This window comes from Nocardiopsis ansamitocini, assembly GCF_030268225.1.
Classification (GTDB): domain Bacteria; phylum Actinomycetota; class Actinomycetes; order Streptosporangiales; family Streptosporangiaceae; genus Nocardiopsis_D; species Nocardiopsis_D ansamitocini.
On the sequence record NZ_BSQG01000004.1, the window covers coordinates 364,560 to 381,447 of the forward strand.

The window sequence follows — 16,888 nt, forward strand, 5'->3', positions numbered from 1 at the left end:
CTCACGCTTCCGTTCCGGTGGTGTCGGTGACTCCGGCACGCTCCTGGTAGGCGTGCACCATGGCGGGGCGCAGTGCGCCGCGCGGGCGGCGGCCCGGTCTGATGTCGGCGGTCAGCGCCTTGACCTCCTGGATGTGGGCGTTGGGGTCCAGTGAGATCGACGAGAGCTCGTTGGCCGCGTCGCCGGTGGCGTAGCCGTTGGTGCCCCAGTGGTAGGGCAGGCCGATCTGGTGGACCGTGCGCCCCTGGACGCGCAGCGGCGCCATGCGGTCGGTGACCAGGACCCGGGCCTCGACGGCGTTTCGGGCGGTGACGATGGTGGCCCAGCCGCCGTGGCACAGGTCCCGTTCGGCGGCCAGTTCCGGTGAGACTTCGCAGAAGAATTCCGGTTGGAGTTCGGCGAGGTAGGGCGTCCAGCGGCTCATTCCGCCGGCGGTGAAGTGTTCGGTGAGCCGGTAGGTGGTCACCACGTAGGGGTAGACGTCGGCTCCCGGGGTCTGGGCGTCGGGGTGGTAGCGGTTGTGGCGCCCCGGATAGAGGAGTCGGGTCGGGCTGTGCTGTTGGTCGTAGAGCGGGTTGCGAAACGGCGAGTCCTGCGGCTCGTAGTGCGCTGGCAGGGGCCCGTCCGTCAACCCGGCGGGCGCGTACAGCCAGCCCTTCCCGTCGGCCTGCATGATGAAGGCGTCGGTGCCGCTGAGCGCGGCCACCCCGCCTGCCTGTGGTCCGGGCCGGTAGTCGGGGTTCTTGTCGGCTTCGAAGTCGGGCACGTCGTGGCCGGTCCACCGGCCGGTCGCCTCGTCCCACCAGACCAGGGCCTTGCGGGGGCTCCACGGTCGGCCTTCGGCGTCGGCCGAGGCGCGGTTGTAGAGCACGCGCCGGTTGGCGGGCCAGGCCCATCCCCATTCGGCGGCGATCCAGTCCTGCCCCGTAGCGGGCACCCTGCGGGCCGCCTGGTTGACACCGTCTGCGTACACGCCGCAGTAGATCCAGCAGCCGCAGGTGGTGGAGCCGTCCTCGCGTAGTTGGGTGGAGGAGGCGAGGGGCACGCCGTGGGCGTCGGAGCCGTTGATCTCGGCCAGGACCGCCTCTGCGCTGGGCTCGTCTCCGTGCTCCAGGGGGTAGTCCCAGGTGAGGTCGAGGATCGGCCGGTCGACGGGATCGGTGGAGCCGGCGAGCTCGCGGCGGATGATGCGTCCCAGGTGGTACATGAACCACAGATCGCTGCGCGCGTCCCCCGCGGGTGCGACGGCCTGTTCGTGCCACTGCAACATCCGGTTGGTGTTGGTGAAGGTGCCCGACTTCTCGGTGTGGGCCGCCGCGGGGAAGAAGAAGACTTCGGTGGCGATCTCCTCGGTGCGCAGCTCCCCGGATTCGATCTCGGGCCCGTCCTTCCACCATGTCGCACTCTCGATCAGTGAGAAGTCGCGCACGACGAGCCAGTCGAGGGCGGCCATCCCCAAACGCTGTAACTTTGCGTTGGCCGATCCCACCGCGGGGTTCTCCCCCATGAGGAAGTAGCCCTTGCAGACTCCTTCCAACTGTGCCTGCACGGTGTCGTAGGTGCCGTGCGAGCCGGTGATGCGGGGCAGATGGTCGAAGCAGAAGTCGTTTCCCTCGTGGGCGGCCTCTCCCCACCATGCTTTGAGCAGGCTGACGGTGTAGGCCCTCATGTTGGCCCAGTAGCCCTTCTGCGCGGAGTCGGCGCGGATGAAGTCGTCCAGGGACTGCTCGTGGTGGGCGTGGGGCATCGGGATGTAGCCGGGCAACAGGTTGAAGAGGGTCGGGATGTCGCTGGAACCCTGGATGCTGGCGTGGCCGCGCAGCGCCATGATGCCGCCGCCGGGGCGGCCGATGTTGCCCAGGAGCAGTTGCAGGATGGAGGCGGCACGAATGTTCTGGGTGCCCACGGTGTGCTGGGTCCAGCCAACCGCGTAGCAGAAGGCGCTGGTGCGATCGGGGCCGGAGTTGGCGGTGAGCAGATCGCATACCTCTTTGAACGTTTCCGGCGCGATACCGCAGGTGCGCTCGACCATCTCGGGCGTGTAGCGGGCGTAGTGCCGTTTGAGGATCTGGAAGACGCAGCGTGGGTCCTGCAGGGTCGGATCGGTCCGGATCGAGCCCCCGACCCCGGCGCCGCCCGCGCCCTGCTGTTCGGGGCGTCCCGCGTTCCTGACGGCGGAGTCGTGTTCGAGGCGGCGACGGGCAAGCTGGTCGCGGTCGCCCGAGGCGGGCGTCACTGCCGCGCCGTCGTACTGCCAGGTGCTGACGTCGTAGTCGCGGTTGTCGGCGGAGAATCCGGAGAACAGACCGTCCAGGTCCTCGGTGTCGCGGAATTCCTCGCAGACGATGGTCGCGGCGTTGGTGAAAGTGGTGAGGTAGTCGCGGAAGTACCTCCCCTCGGTCAGGACATGGTTGATGATGGCGCCGAGGAAGGCGATATCGGTGCCGGCCCTGATGGGAACGTGCAGGTCGGCCAGTGCACTGGTACGGGTGAAACGCGGGTCGACGTGGACGACGGTGGCGCCGCGCGCCTTGGCCTCCATGACCCACTGGAATCCGACCGGGTGCGCCTCGGCGAAGTTGGACCCCTCGATGACGATGCAGTCGGCGTTTTGCAGGTCCTGCATGAACGTGGTGGAGCCGCCCCTGCCGAAGGAGGTGCCCAGCCCCGCGACGGTGGAGCTGTGGCACACCCGGGCCTGGTTCTCCACCTGCACGACGCCCAGGCCGGTGAAGAGTTTCTTGATGAGGTAGTTCTCCTCGTTGTCCAGGGTCGCGCCGCCGAGGCTGGCGATGGCCATAGTGCGCGCCGTTCGCAGTCCTTCGTGCTCGTCCTGCCAGTTGTCGCGCCGCGTGCGCACGACCCGCTCGGCGACCATCTCCATGGCGGTGTCGAGGTCGAGTTCCTGCCAGTCGCGGCCGTGCGGCGGCCGGTAGAGCACGGTGTGCATCCGGGAGGGACCGGTGGTCAACTGGAGCGTGGCCGATCCCTTGGGGCACAGACGGCCTCGGCTGACCGGGGAATCCGGATCGCCCTCGATGTGCACGACCTTGTCGTCGCGGACGAAGATCTCCTGGCCGCACCCGACCGCGCAGAACGGGCACACGGACTTGGCGACCCGATCGACCGTGGCGGTGCGCGGGATGAGCCCGCGGCTGGCGTCGGACTCGGCCGCGGCGCCTCTTCCCGAGGGGTCGCCCCCGGTGGCCTGGCGGTAGACCGGCCATGACTCGATCCAGGAGCGGACTCCCATGGGTTCTCCTTCGCTCGGTCGTCTTCTGCCAAGCGGTGGCACCCCGGGTTCCTCCGCCTTCGCCGGCGGCGGCTACCCCCGGCCCCAGCCTGCGAAACGGAGGAGTTCGGCGCTGGTCACGGGGTTCTCTGGACCCTCGGGGGTAGTGGGGCGCCAGGCCGACATACCTGGAGGACACGGTGGGCGAGGGCAAGCGTTTCGGGTTCGACTTCGATGAGCGGTACGCGCGGGTGCTGGCGGTCCTGGGGGTGCGGCCCGACCGGGCCCACGTGGATGTCGACGGGCAGGCCCTTCGCATCCGGTTCGGCCCGTGGACGGTGGACACGCCCCGCTCCAACATCACCTCGATCCAGGTCGGTGGACCGTTCGTCCCGTGGAAGGTGATCGGGGCGCGCGTGTCGCTGGCCGACGGCGGTTTGACTCTGGGCACCGCTGCCCGGCGAGGGGTGTGCGTGCGGCTTCGCACCCCGGTACGGGGAATCGAACCCTTGGGGCTGCTGCGTCACCGGGGGGTGACCGTCACGGTGGCCGATCCCGATGGGCTGGCAGCAGCGCTGGAGGCAGCACCAGAGACAGCTTGACCTGGGCCGACTCTTTTTTCGCGACGGTTCGGGCAAAGAGCGCTGAAAGTTCGCCGGAGGACGCATAACACCCGCCTTCCAGGGCTAGTCGTCGGGTGCACGCGTGGCCTGGGCGATGGCGAGGGGAGCACCGTCCGGCGGTCCGGTGACGGTGGCGCGCGGTGCGGCCGGCCGCGCCGGAACGCTCCTTGCCGGAGGTCGTGCCGAGGAGCTTGGAGGACGATGGCCGTGGCGTTTTCACCCGGAGGTCAGGAGCGGGTCTTACGCGAGATCGAAGAGCGGTTCCGCGACGACGACCCGGGTTACGTGCGGCAATTCGAGATGCTGTTGCAGGATTCTCGCGGTTGGGACCCCCCTGAGGAGGAGTGGCCCGATGCCGAGGAGGAGCGGTCCTCACTGGTGGTGACGGTGCTGTGCGGAATACTCATGGTCTGCGCGGTGCTGCTGCTGGTGGTGGTCATCGCCGGCTGGAACCCCGAGCCCCCGTCGATGACTTCGCCCCATCCGCCGCCGACGCTGAGTTCGGACCCCTAGCCTCTTCGCCTCGGCCCGAGGGCCGGGGTTCATCGGGCCCTGGCGTGCGCACCGTAGTCGACGGCTGCCGTGTAGGCGGCGAAGACGTCGTCGTAGGCCGCGCGATCGGGTCCGGGCCGCACCGGTAGGTCCAGGCCCAGAGCCGGAGCAGGCACGGAGAGCCCGACCGCGTCCGCTGCGAGCAGGGCCGCACCCAGCCCCGATGCGCTGCGCAGCGTGATGGGGACCAGTTCCACGCCGAGGACGTCGGCGAGCAGTCGCCGAAAAGCGGGGTGACGCGCACCGCCGCCGGCCAGTCGCACGCTCGCGGGCAGCCCGCCCGGGAGCGCCGTCGCGGCGTGGCGCACCGAGAGCGCCACCCCTTCGAGGGCGGCACGCAAGACGGCGGCGCGGTCGGTGCCCAGCCGCAGCCCGGACAGCACACCGGTGGCCAGCGGGTCCAGGACCGGGGTGCGCTCACCGGTCAGGTGCGGCACGAACAGCGTTTTGCCCGCTCCCGGCTCCCCGACTGCGGCCGCGTCGTACAGTTCGGTCCAGTCCGCGCCGAGGAGACCGCGCACCCATTCGAGGGCGATCCCGGCGTTCTGTACCGCCGCCATGCGGTACCAGCCGGTGGCTGCGGCTGTTCGGTAGACGTTGACTCCTTCGACGGCCGCGGGGGTGTCGGTCAGCAGGACGAGTTGGGCACCGCTGCCCACGGTCAGCTGGGCCTGCTGGGCGCGCAGACCGGTCGCGTGCAGCGCCGCGGGGGTGTCACCCGCCCCCACGGCAACGGGGGTGCCCGCGTTCAGTCCGAGTTCCGCGGCGGCCTCGGGGGCGAGTTCTCCCGAGGACTTTGCGGAGGAGCGCACCGGGGGCAGCAGTCGGCCCGGGACGCCCGCCGCGTCGATCGCGGCGGACGACCAGGTATTGGCGGGCATGTCCCACAGCAGGGTGGCCGAGGCGTCGGAGGGGTCGGTGGCTGCGTTGTTGGTGAGGTGCAGACGCAACCAGTCCTTGGGCAGCAGCGCCCAGCGTGCGGCGGCCAGGGCGGCGGGTTCGTGGCGGGCCGTCCAGGACAGCAACGGCCCCAGCATTCCGGGGGTGAGCGGGTTGGCCAGTCGGGTCTGCTCGGCGGCCGACAGGCCGCGCCAACGGACGAGTTCGCCGGTGGCGCGCTGGTCGGCCCACAGTAGCGCCGGGCGCACGGGAGTGCCGTCGGCGGACGCGAGCACCAGGCCGTGCATCTGCCCGTCCAGGCCGATCGCCACGATTCTGGGATGCCCTGCGCGGGCCAGGGCGGCGTGGACGGCGCCCACGCAGGCCGTCCACCACTCCTTCGGGTCGGTCTCGGCCCACCCGTGGGCGGGTGCCGAAACCGGATGGGCGGCGTCGGCTTCGGCCAGAACGGTTCCGTCGGTCGCGACCACCAGCGCCTTGACCCCGCTGGTGCCCAGGTCGATCCCCAACAGCGCGTCGGTGGCCATCGCGCGTCCCCCTCCGGTCGGTGGTCGTGCGCGTGTACCGGCCTCGGGCCGCTAGCACGCCGTGTCCTCGGATACGGCACTAGCATCACACGGGTGAACCGAAACGGATTCGACGGTACGCAGGCCGTGACACGACGATTGTCGCTGCGGCGACCGGAACCGAAGGATGTCGAGGCAGTTCTGGCGGTCCACAGCGACCCGCTGGCCTGCGCGTACAACCCCTTCGACGCGGTGTTCGACCTGGACGGGGCGACGGAGCGCCTGGCGCATTGGGACGAGCACTGGCAGCAGTTCGGGTTCGGCTACCGGGTGATCCGCGAGCACGGTTCGGAGCAGGTCCTGGGGTTCTGCGGGGTCAAGCTCACGATGCTGGCCGATCGGCACGTCCTCAACCTGTTCTACCGGCTGGCACCTGAGGAGTGGGGCCGGGGCGTGGCCACCGAGGCCGCGTCCTGGACTGCGTGGTGGGCCGCCGAGTACCTGCCGGTCTACCCCCTCGTCGCGCGGGTGCGGTCCGACAACACCGCCTCCCAGCGTGTTGCGCTCAAGGCCGGGTTGATGCGCGCGCCGCACCTGGACGACCCGGGCCCCGACGGCCTGGACTGGATCTTCGCGGCCCGCTGGCCCGGTGTCGAACCGGGTGTTCCCTCCCCCGGCGGGGTGCGGGTCAGATCGCCTCGACGCGTTGCAGGTGGCTGAAGGCGGCCCAGCCGGGCAGGACCGGGAGCCAGAAGGTGAGCACCCGGAACAGCAGGACCGCCGGGAGCGCCACGGCCGCCGGGACCCCGGCCACGGCGGTGAGACCACCGATCAGAGCGGCCTCCACCGCGCCGATCCCCCCTGGCGAGGGGGCCGCCGAACCGATGGCGTTGCCGGCCAGGAAGACCACTCCGATCGCGACCACCCCCGGGTCGTGGCCGAAGGCTACGACGCTGAAGTACAGGCACAGCACGAAGGAGAAGGTGAGCAGCAGGGTGCCGCCCATTCCCAGTGCGAGGCGGCGGGGCTGCTGGATCAGATCGAGCAGTTGGGGCAGGACACCCCGGAAGTAGGGTCGGGCGCGGGCCAGGAGCGCACGGCGCAACCGGGGCAGCGCCAGAACCGCGGCGACCACGAGGGAGAGGGCCCCTGCGACGATGAGCAGGGCCAGCGACGGTGCGAAGTCGCCGCCCGGGTAGGCGGTACCGGCGAGGTAGGCGAACAGCAGCAGCAGGGGGACGTGCGTGATGAGCCCGGCGAGCTGGGACACGCCCACCGCGGCGACCGCCTCGGGGGTCGTGGCTCCCGAACGCGCCAGGTAACGGGTGTTGATGGCCAGGGATCCCAGGCCCGCCGGGGTGGCGATCCGGATGAAAGAGGCCGCGAACTGCACCAGCAGGGTCCGCCACAGCGCGATGCGCACGGGGGAGAACCCGATGAGGGACAGGGCGGCGGCGAGCATGCACGCCAGCGACATCGCCAGCGCCCCCCAGGCCCACGGCGCCGAGGGGTTGCGGATGGTGCTGAGGTCGACACCGGTGAGCTGGTAGGCCAGCACCAGTCCGACGACCGTTGCCGCCACGACGCTGACCACCGCGCGGGGACGCATTCGCTCCACCTTGGCGGCCTGGGCGGGAGCATCGGGGGCCACCAGCGAGATCTCCTCGCGGATGCGGCCCAACAGGGTGCGGTGTGCGCGCAGCGCACGGCGCAACGCCAAGGGCAGTCCTGCTCCCTGGATGAAGGGGAGGGTCGCGGCGACCGTTTCGGTGCCCGCGCTGCGTACGGCCGAGGCGACGGCGCGGCGCGGCCCCACGCGCAAAGCGATCGTGGTGATGAGAGCCGCGGTGTCCAGTGAGAGGGCCAGCGGACCGGCGGCGATCGTTCCGGTGGACAGTCCGGTGAACATGACGCGTCCGTCGGCACGCAGGGCGATGGTGGCCGCGCTGAGGTTGCGGTGGGCCACGCGGTGGCGGTGCAGCAGGCGCAGCTCGTCCCAGATCCGATCCACGAACGCGTCGTCGAAGGTGTCGTCGGTGACGTCGCCGAGGGCACGGGAGCGGACGTGTTCGCGCACCAGCACAGCGGTGCCCAGGTCCAGTTCGCCCACGGCCAGCAACCGCGGGGTGGCCGCCCCCGCGGCGCCGGCCGCGTACTCCAGCAGCGCGGTGTGCTCGACCCTGCGCCGCACCCCCAACAGAACGGGGGGTGCGGCGGGGTCGCGCAGGGCGATCCGCGTGAGCAGGCGCTTCCACACGCCGTTGGCCATGTCGGCGCGCAACAGCACGACGTCCAGGCGGCGTCCCACCGTCTCCGCGACGAAGTGCTGGTTGCCCTCGGCGTCACCGCCGCGCGGGGTCAGGCTCAGCGGCTCCATGCCGAAACGGGAGAGTTCACGGTCCAACCGGGGCCGGAGGGGGGCCTGGGCGCCGCTCCCCACCAGGTAGAAGACAAGGTCGGCGCAGATCAGGCCGATGAGGAAGGTCAGCAGCAGGGAGACCACGGTGGTGTAGCCGGACAGGACCACCGAGGCGGCGGTGACCGCGATTCCCAGTGTCATGGCACCGGCCACGCGGGGCAGTTGGACGGGGCGGGCAGCGCGCAGGTAGGCGGTGACCGCGGCGAGGTAGGCGTGCAGCGGACTGCTGGCGATCCCCCCGGCGTCGGAGGCGCTGAGGAAGCCGGGAAGCATGTCGGCGGTCAGGGCGATCAGGGCCGCGTTGAGGCAGAGCACGAGGACGTAGCCCAGGGCTGCGGCGCTCAGGGCCCGCACGAGCTGCCGATAGGCACGGCGCAGCAGCCGTTCGACGACCGTGACGCTGATCAGCAGGATGACGGTGATGTTGGCCAGCCCCGCGGCGATGAACAGCAGCGATTCGGGGAGCAGCCCGCGCAGTTCCTCCGCCTCGGCCGTGCCGGGCGGCCCGGAGGTGAGGACGGCGAACAGCAATACCAGGAACAGCACCCCGCTTCCGATCACCGCCATCAGCAGGTCGGTTGGTCGGCGCGCCGTTGTGTGCAGGTCGGCGGGGCTCGCGCCGTCTGCCGATACCGCTTGTCCCGTTTCCACGTGTCCTAGATTGCCCTGTCCCCATTGGTCGTCGCGCCAGGGGCGGTCCGTGTGTCGTGGAACGGCGCGCACGACGGTCGGCGGGCGGACCGTGCACGCACCGGTGCCGGGAGGAGCGGGTCTCCGTGCGGTCAAGGCTGTGTCGCGCGTGCGCGCCTGCGCTGCACAGGTATCGCGGACCCGGTGTTCACCGGCCGGAGGGGCCCTCCTCCGGACCGGAGAAACATCGGTCGGCAGGCACCGGGCCGGGCGGGTAAATCTCCGCCTCCGCGACTCGAACGGTCGAGGGGCACGGCGGGCAGTGCAGCCGGAGCCCCCGTCCTCGTGGCCGGAAACGGTCAGGTCGGTACCGCCCCGCGCGGGCACGCCGACGCCACCGGAGCCGGCGGCCGGCGGTGGCCGCCGGAGCCGCGCAGCGGGGGATCACAGGTGGTGGCGGCGGGAGACGGAGCGGGCGTCGTACTCTGCGCGGGCGGCGACCGCGGCCGGTCGGGTGGCGGCCTGGGCGACGGGCACGTCCCACCAGGCGTTGGCTCCGGGAGCGGACAGGTCGGGATCGGTCTCGACGTAGACGGCGGCCGGGGCATCACCGTCGCGGGCCGAGCGCAGGGCGGTCCGCAGTTGGGCGACGGTCGTGGCCCGGTGCACGGCCATGCCCAGGCTCGCGGCGTTGGCCGCCAGGTCGACGGGCAGGGGCGCTCCGGTGAACGCACCGGAGGCATCCCGGTAGCGGTAGGCCGTGCCCAGGCGCTCGGCGCCGACCTGTTCGGACAGCCCACCGATGGAGGCGTAGCCGTGGTTCTGCACGATGACGACGACGATCTTGACGCCTTCCTGCACCGCCGTGACGAGTTCGGTGGGCATCATCAGGTAGGTCCCGTCGCCCACCAGTGCGAACACCTCGCGTTCGGGGGCGGCCAGGCGTACGCCGATGGCTGCGGGGATCTCGTATCCCATGCAGGAGTAGCCGTATTCCACGTGGTACTGGCGGGCGTCCCGGGCACGCCAGAGCTTGTGCAGGTCCCCGGGCAGGGAACCGGCGGCGTTGATGACGACGTCGGTGTCGGCCGCGACCTCGGCGAGCACACCGAGGACGTGCGCCTGGCCGGGGACGGCGTGCTCGTCGGGGGCACGGCAGGCCGCGTCCACGACGTCCTCCCAGGCACGGGCGGCTGCACGGTACTCCCGGACATAGGCGGGGTCCACCCGATGGTCGGCCAGGGCGTCGCCCAGCGCCTGAAGGGCGACGCGGGCGTCGCCCACGACGGCGGCGCCGGCCTGCTTGGCGGCGTCGAACCCGGTGATGTTGAGGTTGACGAAGCGCACGGACGGGTCGGCGAAGAGGGTGTTGGAGGCGGTGGTGAAGTCGGAGTAGCGGGTGCCCACGCCGATGACCAGGTCTGCCGTACGCGCGATGTCGTCGGCCGCGGCCGTACCGGTGTGGCCCACGGCGCCCAGCAGTGCGGGATGGCCGTGGGTCAGCGATCCGCGTCCGGCCTGGGTCTCGGTGACCGGGATGGCGGTGGACCGGGCCAGTTCGGCGAGTGCGGCCTCGGCTCCGCTGTGGTGCACTCCTCCCCCGGCGATCACGACCGGACGGCGGGAGGCGCGGATCAGTGCGGCGGCGTCGGCCACCGCCTCGGGGTCGGGGACGGCGCGGCGTACGTGCCAGACCCGGTCGGCGAAGAACTCCAGCGGCCAGTCGTGCGCCTCTGCCTGGACGTCCTGGGGCAGGGCGAGGGTGACCGCGCCGGTCTCGGCGGGGTCGGTGAGTACGCGCACGGCTTTGCGGGCGGCGTCGATGAGCGCTTCGGGCCTGGTGATCCGGTCGAAGAAGCGCGAGACGGGCCGCAGGGTGTCGTTGACGGTGACCCCGGGCTCTGCCGGTACTTCCAGTTGTTGGAGGACGGGGTCGGCGGGCCGCGCGGCGAAGGTGTCGCCGGGCAGCAGCAGGACCGGCAGGCGGTTGATGGTGGCCAGTGCCGCACCGGTGACCAGGTTGGTCGCACCGGGGCCGATGGAGGTGGTGACGGCCTGCACCGAGAGCCGACCGCGTTGGCGCGCGTAGCCCACGGCCGCGTGCACCATCGCCTGCTCGTTGCGTCCTTGCAGGTAGGGGAGATCGGATCCTGGCTCCAGGAGGGCCTGGCCGATGCCGGCGACGTTGCCGTGGCCGAAGATGCCCCAGCAGCCGGTGACCAGGCGGTGGCGCACGCCGTCGCGCTGGGTGTACTGGACGCTGAGGAAGCGCACCAATGCCTGGGCGACGGTGAGGCGGACGGTGGCCCTGCTCATCGGTCGGTTCCTCCGGATCCGTGGGCGGGCCGGGAGTAGAAGGGCAACCGGGGGTCGGGGGCCTGTTCGGCCCAGGTGTCGCGGACCCAGGTATGGACGGGGTCGTCGCAGATGCGCCAGGCGCGCTCGGGGTCGGGGCCGGCCATCACGTTGAGGTAGTACATGTCGTAGCCGGGCACCGCCATGGAGGGACCGTGCCAGCCGTCGGGGATGAGGACGGCGTCACCGCTGCGGACCTCGGCAAGCACGTCGGTGGCATGGCCGGCGCCGGAGGGGTAGACCCGCTGGTAGCCCATGCCGGGGCCGTCTGGCCCATCGGCGATCTCGAAGTAGTAGATCTCCTCCAGGACCGATTCGCCCTCGCGCTCGGTGTCGTGCTTGTGCGGGGGGAAGGACGACCAGTTTCCGGCCGGGGTGAGCACCTCGACGGCGATGAGCCGGTCGGCCTCGAAGGTGTCGGCGGCCAGGAAATTGTTGACCTGGCGGGTGGCCTGGCCTGCGCCGCGCAGTTCGACGGGGACGCCGGAGGCGGGGCCGTAGCGAAACTCCAGCCGGGTGGCGCAGCGGGCGCCGGTGAGGGCGAACCGCCCGCCCCCGGCGGAGGAGATGCGGGCGATGGCGTCGCGGGGGAGGTAGGCGAAGTCGGTGACACCGGAGAACACGCTTCGGCGACCGGCCAGGGTGAACGAGCGTCCGTCGCAGGAGACGTCGCAGGAGCCGGTGAGCGGGAGCACCGCCCATTCGCTGTCACCGGTGCGGAGTTCGTGCCCCTGCCCCGGGGCGAGCTCCAGCACGCGCAGGGAGGAGTAGCCCCAGCCGGCCGACTCGGGGTCGATGCTGGTGGTGTAGGCGCCGATGGCGGTGCTACCGGCGCGAAGATGCGGTGACGTGCTCATGGGGCGGGCGTCCCTTCGGGTGAGTGGGTGGTCACAGCAGGCTCACGGCGGTGTCGACGGCACCGGTGACGTCGTCGTCCGCGGGGTAGAGCAGGGTGCGCCCCACCACCAGGCCCTGGACGGAGGGCAGTTCCAGGGCGCGGTGCCAGCGTTCGAAGACGGCCGCGGACTCCCCCGTGACCTCCCCGCCCAGCAGCAGCAGGGGCAGGGTGGTGGCCGCCGCCACCCGTGCCATGTCGGTGACGTCGTCGGTGAGGGGGACCTTCAGCCAGGTGTAGGCGGAGGTACCGCCCAGCCCCGAGGCGATGGCGACCGAGCGGATGACGGCTTGGGCGGAGAGGTCGTTGCGCAGTCGGCCGTCGGCGCGGTGGGCCATGAACGGTTCGACCATCGCCATCAAACGGTGGTGGGCGAGCTCGTTGACGGCGTCGGCGGCAGCGGCCATGGTGGCCAGCGAACCGGGATCGTCGGGGTCGATGCGCAGCAGGAGCTTGCCCGCGTCGAAGCCGGCGCGTTCGATGTCGTCGGCCCGGTAGGCGGTGAAACGGTCGTCGAGCTCGAAGGCCGCTCCGGCGAGGCCGCCCCGGTTCATCGAACCGACGACGACCTTGTCCTCCAAGGCCCCCAGGAGCAGCAGGTCCTCCAGGATGTCGGGGGTGGCAAGTACCCCGTCCACTCCCGGTCGCGCCAACGCCGCCACGAGACGTTCCAGCAGGTCGACACGGCTGGCCATTGCGTCGGGGCGGCCGCTGACACCCAGCGCGCCGCGTGCGGGGTGGTCGGCCGCGATGATCATGAGGCGGCCGCCCCCGGGGGGCAGCAGCGGACGCCTGCGACGGGCGCGGGCGGCCTCCATGACGGTTTCGGGGCGCGTGGCGCGCAGCCGGGTCAGCTCACTGATGGCGGGTGTGGACACGGTCGACCTTCCAGTCGTGGTCACGCGGGCGGGGCTGCGCGGTGGGCGAGCAGTTCCTCGACCTCGGCTGCGTAGGGCATGGCCGGGGAACAGGCCAGTCGGGCGGCCACGATGGCGCCCGCGGCGTTGGCGAACCCGATGACGCGTTCCAGGTCCCATCCGGCCAGCAGTCCGTGGCACAGTGCGCCGCCGAAGGCGTCCCCCGCGCCCAGACCGTTGACGACCTCTACCGGGACGGCCGGGGCGGCGACACGTCGGGTGGGGGTGACCGCCAGCACCCCGGCGGGCCCCTGCTTGACCACGGCGAGTTCCACACCCGCGGCCAGCAGGAGGTCGGCGGCCCGGTCGGGGTCGCGGGTCCCCACTGCGCGCTCGCATTCGTCGACGTTGCCCACGGCGACGGTGGCGTGGGCGAGGGCCTGGCCGTAGAGGTCGCGGGCGAGGTCGTGGTCGCTCCAGAACATGGGGCGCCAGTCCAGATCGAACACGGCGGTGCCGCGCTTGGCGCGCTCGCGCAGTGCGGCCAGGGTCGCGGTGCGGCTGGGTTCGGCGCACAGGCCGGTGCCGGTGACCCAGAAGACCCCGGCGGCGGCGATGGCCGGATGATCGAGGTCGGCCGCTTCGATTTCCAGGTCGGGGGCCTTGGGCTCACGGTAGAAGTACAGCGGGAAGTCGTCCGGGGGGAACAGCTCGCAGAAGGTGACCGGGGTGGGGAGCGCGGCGACCGGGGTGACCCAGCGGTCGTCCACTCCGAAACCCTGGAGCGCGGTGTGCAGGAACTCGCCGAAGGGGTCGGCTCCGGTGCGGGTGATGACGGCGCTGGAGCGGCCCAGGCGCGCGGCTGCGACCGCGACGTTGGTGGCCGATCCGCCGAGGTACTTGCCGAACGTCTCCACCTCGGCCAGCGAGACGCCGGTCTGGAGGGGGTAGACGTCGACGCCGATGCGGCCCATCGTGATGACGTCGAACGCTGGGGTCATGGGGCGCCCTTCACGGCCGGAGCTACTCGGACAGTCCATCTCTACTAGGCAGGGCGAAAGCATGTCAACGATTTGTCTTGACATACTGACTTCACGACTTCCTGCACCGTTGGGTAGGGTGTGCGCGTGACGACGCCCAACAGCCCCCGGCCCTCTTCCCCGGGCATCTGGGATCCCGGCGCCGAGATCCTGGTGGACCACTCCAGCCCGATGCCGCTGTACTTCCAGATCGCCACCCAGCTGGAGAGCGCCATCGACTCCGGTGCCCTGGCCCCGGGTGCGCGCCTGGACAACGAGGTGCACCTGGCTGGCCGGTTGGGCCTGTCGAGGCCCACCGTGCGCCAGGCCATCCAGATGCTGGCGGACAAGGGCCTGGTGGTGCGCAAGCGCGGCGTGGGAACCCAGGTCGTACACAACAGGGTCAAGCGCGGAGTCGAGCTGACCAGCCTGTTCGACGACCTCAGCGCTCTCGACCAGCGGCCCGGCACCCGAGTTCTGGTCAACGTGGTCGAACCGGCAGGGGCCGCGGTGGCACGCGCCCTGGACGTCGCGGAACGAACCGAGGTATGGCGCCTGGAGCGGGTGCGGCTGGCGCGCTCCGAACCGATCGCGCGCATGTGCAACTACCTCCCCGCCGACCTCATCCCGCTGCCCGGCGACGAGGTACTGGAGACGCGCGGCCTCTACCAGCTCCTGCGCGGCGCGGGCGTGCGCATGCACGCGGCCCGCCAGAGCATCGGCGCGCGCGCCGCGAGCCGCGCCGAGGCCGAGTTGCTGGGCGAGAGCGAGGGCGCGCCGCTGCTCACCATGGAGCGCACCTCCTACACCGCCGCGGGGCAGGTCGTGGAGTACGGCACCCACCTGTACCGCGCCTCGCGCTACTCCTTCGACTTCGCGTTGCGGGGAACCGGCTAGTCCCCGCGCCCGCGGGGCGCAACCGCGCGCGGGGCGGGGGGAACTTGAAACCCCGATGCGCGGCGTGACAGCCTCAGCGTGCCCGGGGCACGACCCCGCGCGTTCGACCGTCGCGGCCACCAGTCGCGCGCCGCCCTGTCCACGAGCAATGGAGCATCTGTGACAGCCACGCCCCTGACCGTCAGTTCCGTGATCGCCGGAGAGCCGGCCCCCGGCACCGCGGGCACCTACCTCTCCACCAACCCTTCCCGAACCGAAGAGGTCGTGGCCGAGGTCCGCCTGTCCGGACGCGCCGACTTCACCGCCGCCTGCCGGGCGGCCAAGGAGGCCCAGGCCACCTGGGCGCGCACCCCCGCCCCCGTGCGTGGCCAGGTCATCGCCAACTTCGGCGACCTGGTGAGCGCGAACAAGGAGGCGTTGGCCCAGATCGTCACTCGCGACATCGGCAAGACGCTGGCCGAGGCGCGTGGTGAGGTGCAGGAGATCATCGACACCGCGGAGTTCTTCCGCGGCGAGGGGCGCAGGCTCTACGGCCAGACGGTGCCATCGGAGATGCCCGACAAGCAGTTGTTCACCTTCCGCAATCCGTTGGGCGTGGCCGCGATCATCACCGCGGGCAACTTCCCCGTGGCCGTCCCCGCCTGGTACATCATTCCCGCACTGCTGAGCGGCAACGCGGTGGTGTGGAAGCCGGCCGAGTACTCGGCCGGGTGCGCGTGGGCGTTCCACGAGCTGCTGGTGCGGGCGGGTGCGCCGCGCGGGGTGGTCAACCTGGTCTATGCCGAGGGGGAGGAGACCTTCGCCGGACTGGAGCAGGCGCTGGACGAGGGCCTGGTGGACAAGGTCGGATTCACCGGCTCCAGCGCCGTGGGCGTGCGCGTGGGCGAGCTGTGCGGGCGGCACCTGCAGAACCCGTGCCTGGAACTGGGCGGCAAGAACCCGATGGTGATCACCGAGGACGCCGACCTTGAGTTGGCGGTGGAAGGAGCCCTGTTCTCCGGGTTCGGCACCGCCGGGCAGCGCTGCACCTCGCTGGGGACGGCGATCGTGCACGAGTCGGTGCACGACCGCTTCGTGGAACTGCTGGCCGAGGCAGCGGGCAAGGCCGCGGTCGGCGACCCGACGCAGGACGTGCTGTACGGACCGATGATCAACGAGCGCTTCGCCGAGCGGTACGAGTCCTACCTGGGCTGGATCGGCGACCACCACCGGGTGCTGGGCTCCACCGGTACCGGGCGCATCGGCGCCGCCAACCCGCGCGAGGGATTCGTGGGGGACGCCGAGGCCGGCCTGTTCTACCACCCGGTGATCCTGGACGGGGTGCGCGCCGACGACCGGGTCTTTCGCGAGGAGACGTTCGGGCCGATCATCGGGGTGGCCTCCTACACGCGGCTGGAGGAGGCCGTCGAGTTGGCGAACCTGCCCGGCTACGGGTTGTCCTGCTCGATCTACACCACCGACCCGGCCAAGGCGTTCGCCTACCGCGCGGGAATCGGGGCCGGGATGGTCAGCGTCAACAACTCCACCTCCGGCGCCGAGGCGCACCTGCCCTTCGGCGGCAACGGGCGCTCCGGCAACGGCGGGCGGCTCTCCGGGGTGTGGGTGCTCGACCAGTTCACCCGCTGGCAGTCACTGAACTGGGACTACTCCGGTCGCCTGCAGAAGGCGCAGATGGAGGGCCCGCAGATCGAGGCGCAGCCGGACTTCCGGCTCTAGGCAGCGGGGCCGCGTCGTCCTCGGACCGGCCGGGGGCGACACGGCCCCGTACGCACAGCGGCTGCGTGCGGTAAAGACTCGGCGGTTTCCCTGACCGGTTCCGCGCGGTGTCCGTTGCAGGGGCCGTGATGCCGGTGCCCGGTCATGATCTGCGGCCTCGTGGCCGGGGTGGTCCTCTGGGGCGGGTGCGGGGACGACGACCGGGCGGACGTCCTTGCCTGGATCGGCTCCGGCGCGCCGCTGTTTCGCACGGACGGGCCGGCCGTAGCGCCCAGGCACCTCTTTCC

12 protein-coding genes are annotated in these 16,888 nt (G+C 71.4%); 5 read left to right on the forward strand and 7 right to left on the reverse strand.

The genetic code is table 11. The features are described from left to right. Position 1 precedes the first annotated feature (1 nt). Positions 2-3,253 (reverse strand): formate dehydrogenase, encoded by a 3,252-nt coding sequence (gene fdh, locus QSJ59_RS14145; protein WP_285759993.1) that lies wholly within the window; start codon positions 3,251-3,253, stop codon positions 2-4. A gap of 179 nt (positions 3,254-3,432) precedes the next feature. Here fdh and QSJ59_RS14150 point away from each other — a divergent pair, with 179 nt between their 5' ends. Together QSJ59_RS14150 and QSJ59_RS14155 are read left to right on the forward strand one after the other, a co-directional pair. After that, complete coding sequence (locus QSJ59_RS14150) at positions 3,433-3,834, forward strand: hypothetical protein (protein ID WP_285759994.1); 402 nt, start codon at positions 3,433-3,435, stop codon at positions 3,832-3,834. A gap of 228 nt (positions 3,835-4,062) precedes the next feature. After that, positions 4,063-4,368: a DUF3040 domain-containing protein gene (locus tag QSJ59_RS14155; RefSeq protein ID WP_285759995.1), complete on the forward strand. Its 306-nt coding sequence runs from the start codon at positions 4,063-4,065 to the stop codon at positions 4,366-4,368. Positions 4,369-4,397: 29 nt separating this feature from the next. Here the strand turns inward: QSJ59_RS14155 and QSJ59_RS14160 are convergent, their stop codons facing one another. Beyond that, entirely contained in the window at positions 4,398-5,834 is a 1,437-nt protein-coding gene (locus QSJ59_RS14160; RefSeq protein ID WP_285759996.1) for a xylulokinase, read from the reverse strand. Positions 5,835-5,927: 93 nt separating this feature from the next. Here QSJ59_RS14160 and QSJ59_RS14165 point away from each other — a divergent pair, with 93 nt between their 5' ends. Next, the gene (locus QSJ59_RS14165; protein ID WP_285759997.1) at positions 5,928-6,533 is read left to right on the forward strand and encodes a GNAT family N-acetyltransferase; all 606 of its coding nucleotides are present in this window, start codon (positions 5,928-5,930) and stop codon (positions 6,531-6,533) included. Here the strand turns inward: QSJ59_RS14165 and QSJ59_RS14170 are convergent. The 5 genes from QSJ59_RS14170 to iolC all read right to left on the reverse strand — a co-directional run bounded on the left by QSJ59_RS14170 (position 6,502) and on the right by iolC (position 13,970). Further along, positions 6,502-8,883 (reverse strand): lysylphosphatidylglycerol synthase domain-containing protein, encoded by a 2,382-nt coding sequence (locus tag QSJ59_RS14170; RefSeq protein WP_349497208.1) that lies wholly within the window; start codon positions 8,881-8,883, stop codon positions 6,502-6,504. The genes QSJ59_RS14165 and QSJ59_RS14170 overlap by 32 nt on opposite strands. A 423-nt stretch (positions 8,884-9,306) precedes the next feature. Next, on the reverse strand, positions 9,307-11,178 hold the full coding sequence (gene iolD, locus QSJ59_RS14175; protein ID WP_285759998.1) for a 3D-(3,5/4)-trihydroxycyclohexane-1,2-dione acylhydrolase (decyclizing): 1,872 nt from the start codon (positions 11,176-11,178) through the stop codon (positions 9,307-9,309). Next, complete coding sequence (iolB, locus tag QSJ59_RS14180; protein ID WP_285759999.1) at positions 11,175-12,074, reverse strand: 5-deoxy-glucuronate isomerase; 900 nt, start codon at positions 12,072-12,074, stop codon at positions 11,175-11,177. Before iolB ends, iolD begins: the two co-directional genes overlap by 4 nt. 31 nt (positions 12,075-12,105) lie before the next feature. Continuing rightward, a complete protein-coding gene (locus QSJ59_RS14185) occupies positions 12,106-12,990 on the reverse strand; it encodes a Cgl0159 family (beta/alpha)8-fold protein (RefSeq protein ID WP_285760000.1) in 885 nt (294 codons plus the stop codon). Positions 12,991-13,010: 20 nt separating this feature from the next. Further along, positions 13,011-13,970 carry a 5-dehydro-2-deoxygluconokinase gene (iolC, locus tag QSJ59_RS14190; RefSeq protein WP_285760001.1) on the reverse strand — a complete coding sequence of 320 codons (960 nt, stop codon included), beginning with the start codon at positions 13,968-13,970 and terminating at the stop codon, positions 13,011-13,013. A 126-nt stretch (positions 13,971-14,096) separates the two neighbouring features. Between iolC and QSJ59_RS14195 the strand changes: the two genes are divergently transcribed. Both QSJ59_RS14195 and QSJ59_RS14200 read left to right on the forward strand, forming a co-directional pair. After that, positions 14,097-14,885, forward strand: a complete 789-nt coding sequence (locus QSJ59_RS14195) for a GntR family transcriptional regulator (RefSeq protein WP_349497210.1) — start codon at positions 14,097-14,099, stop codon at positions 14,883-14,885. Between the two features lie 159 nt (positions 14,886-15,044). Continuing rightward, positions 15,045-16,601 carry an aldehyde dehydrogenase family protein gene (locus QSJ59_RS14200; RefSeq protein ID WP_285760002.1) on the forward strand — a complete coding sequence of 519 codons (1,557 nt, stop codon included), beginning with the start codon at positions 15,045-15,047 and terminating at the stop codon, positions 16,599-16,601. Positions 16,602-16,888: the final 287 nt, after the last annotated feature.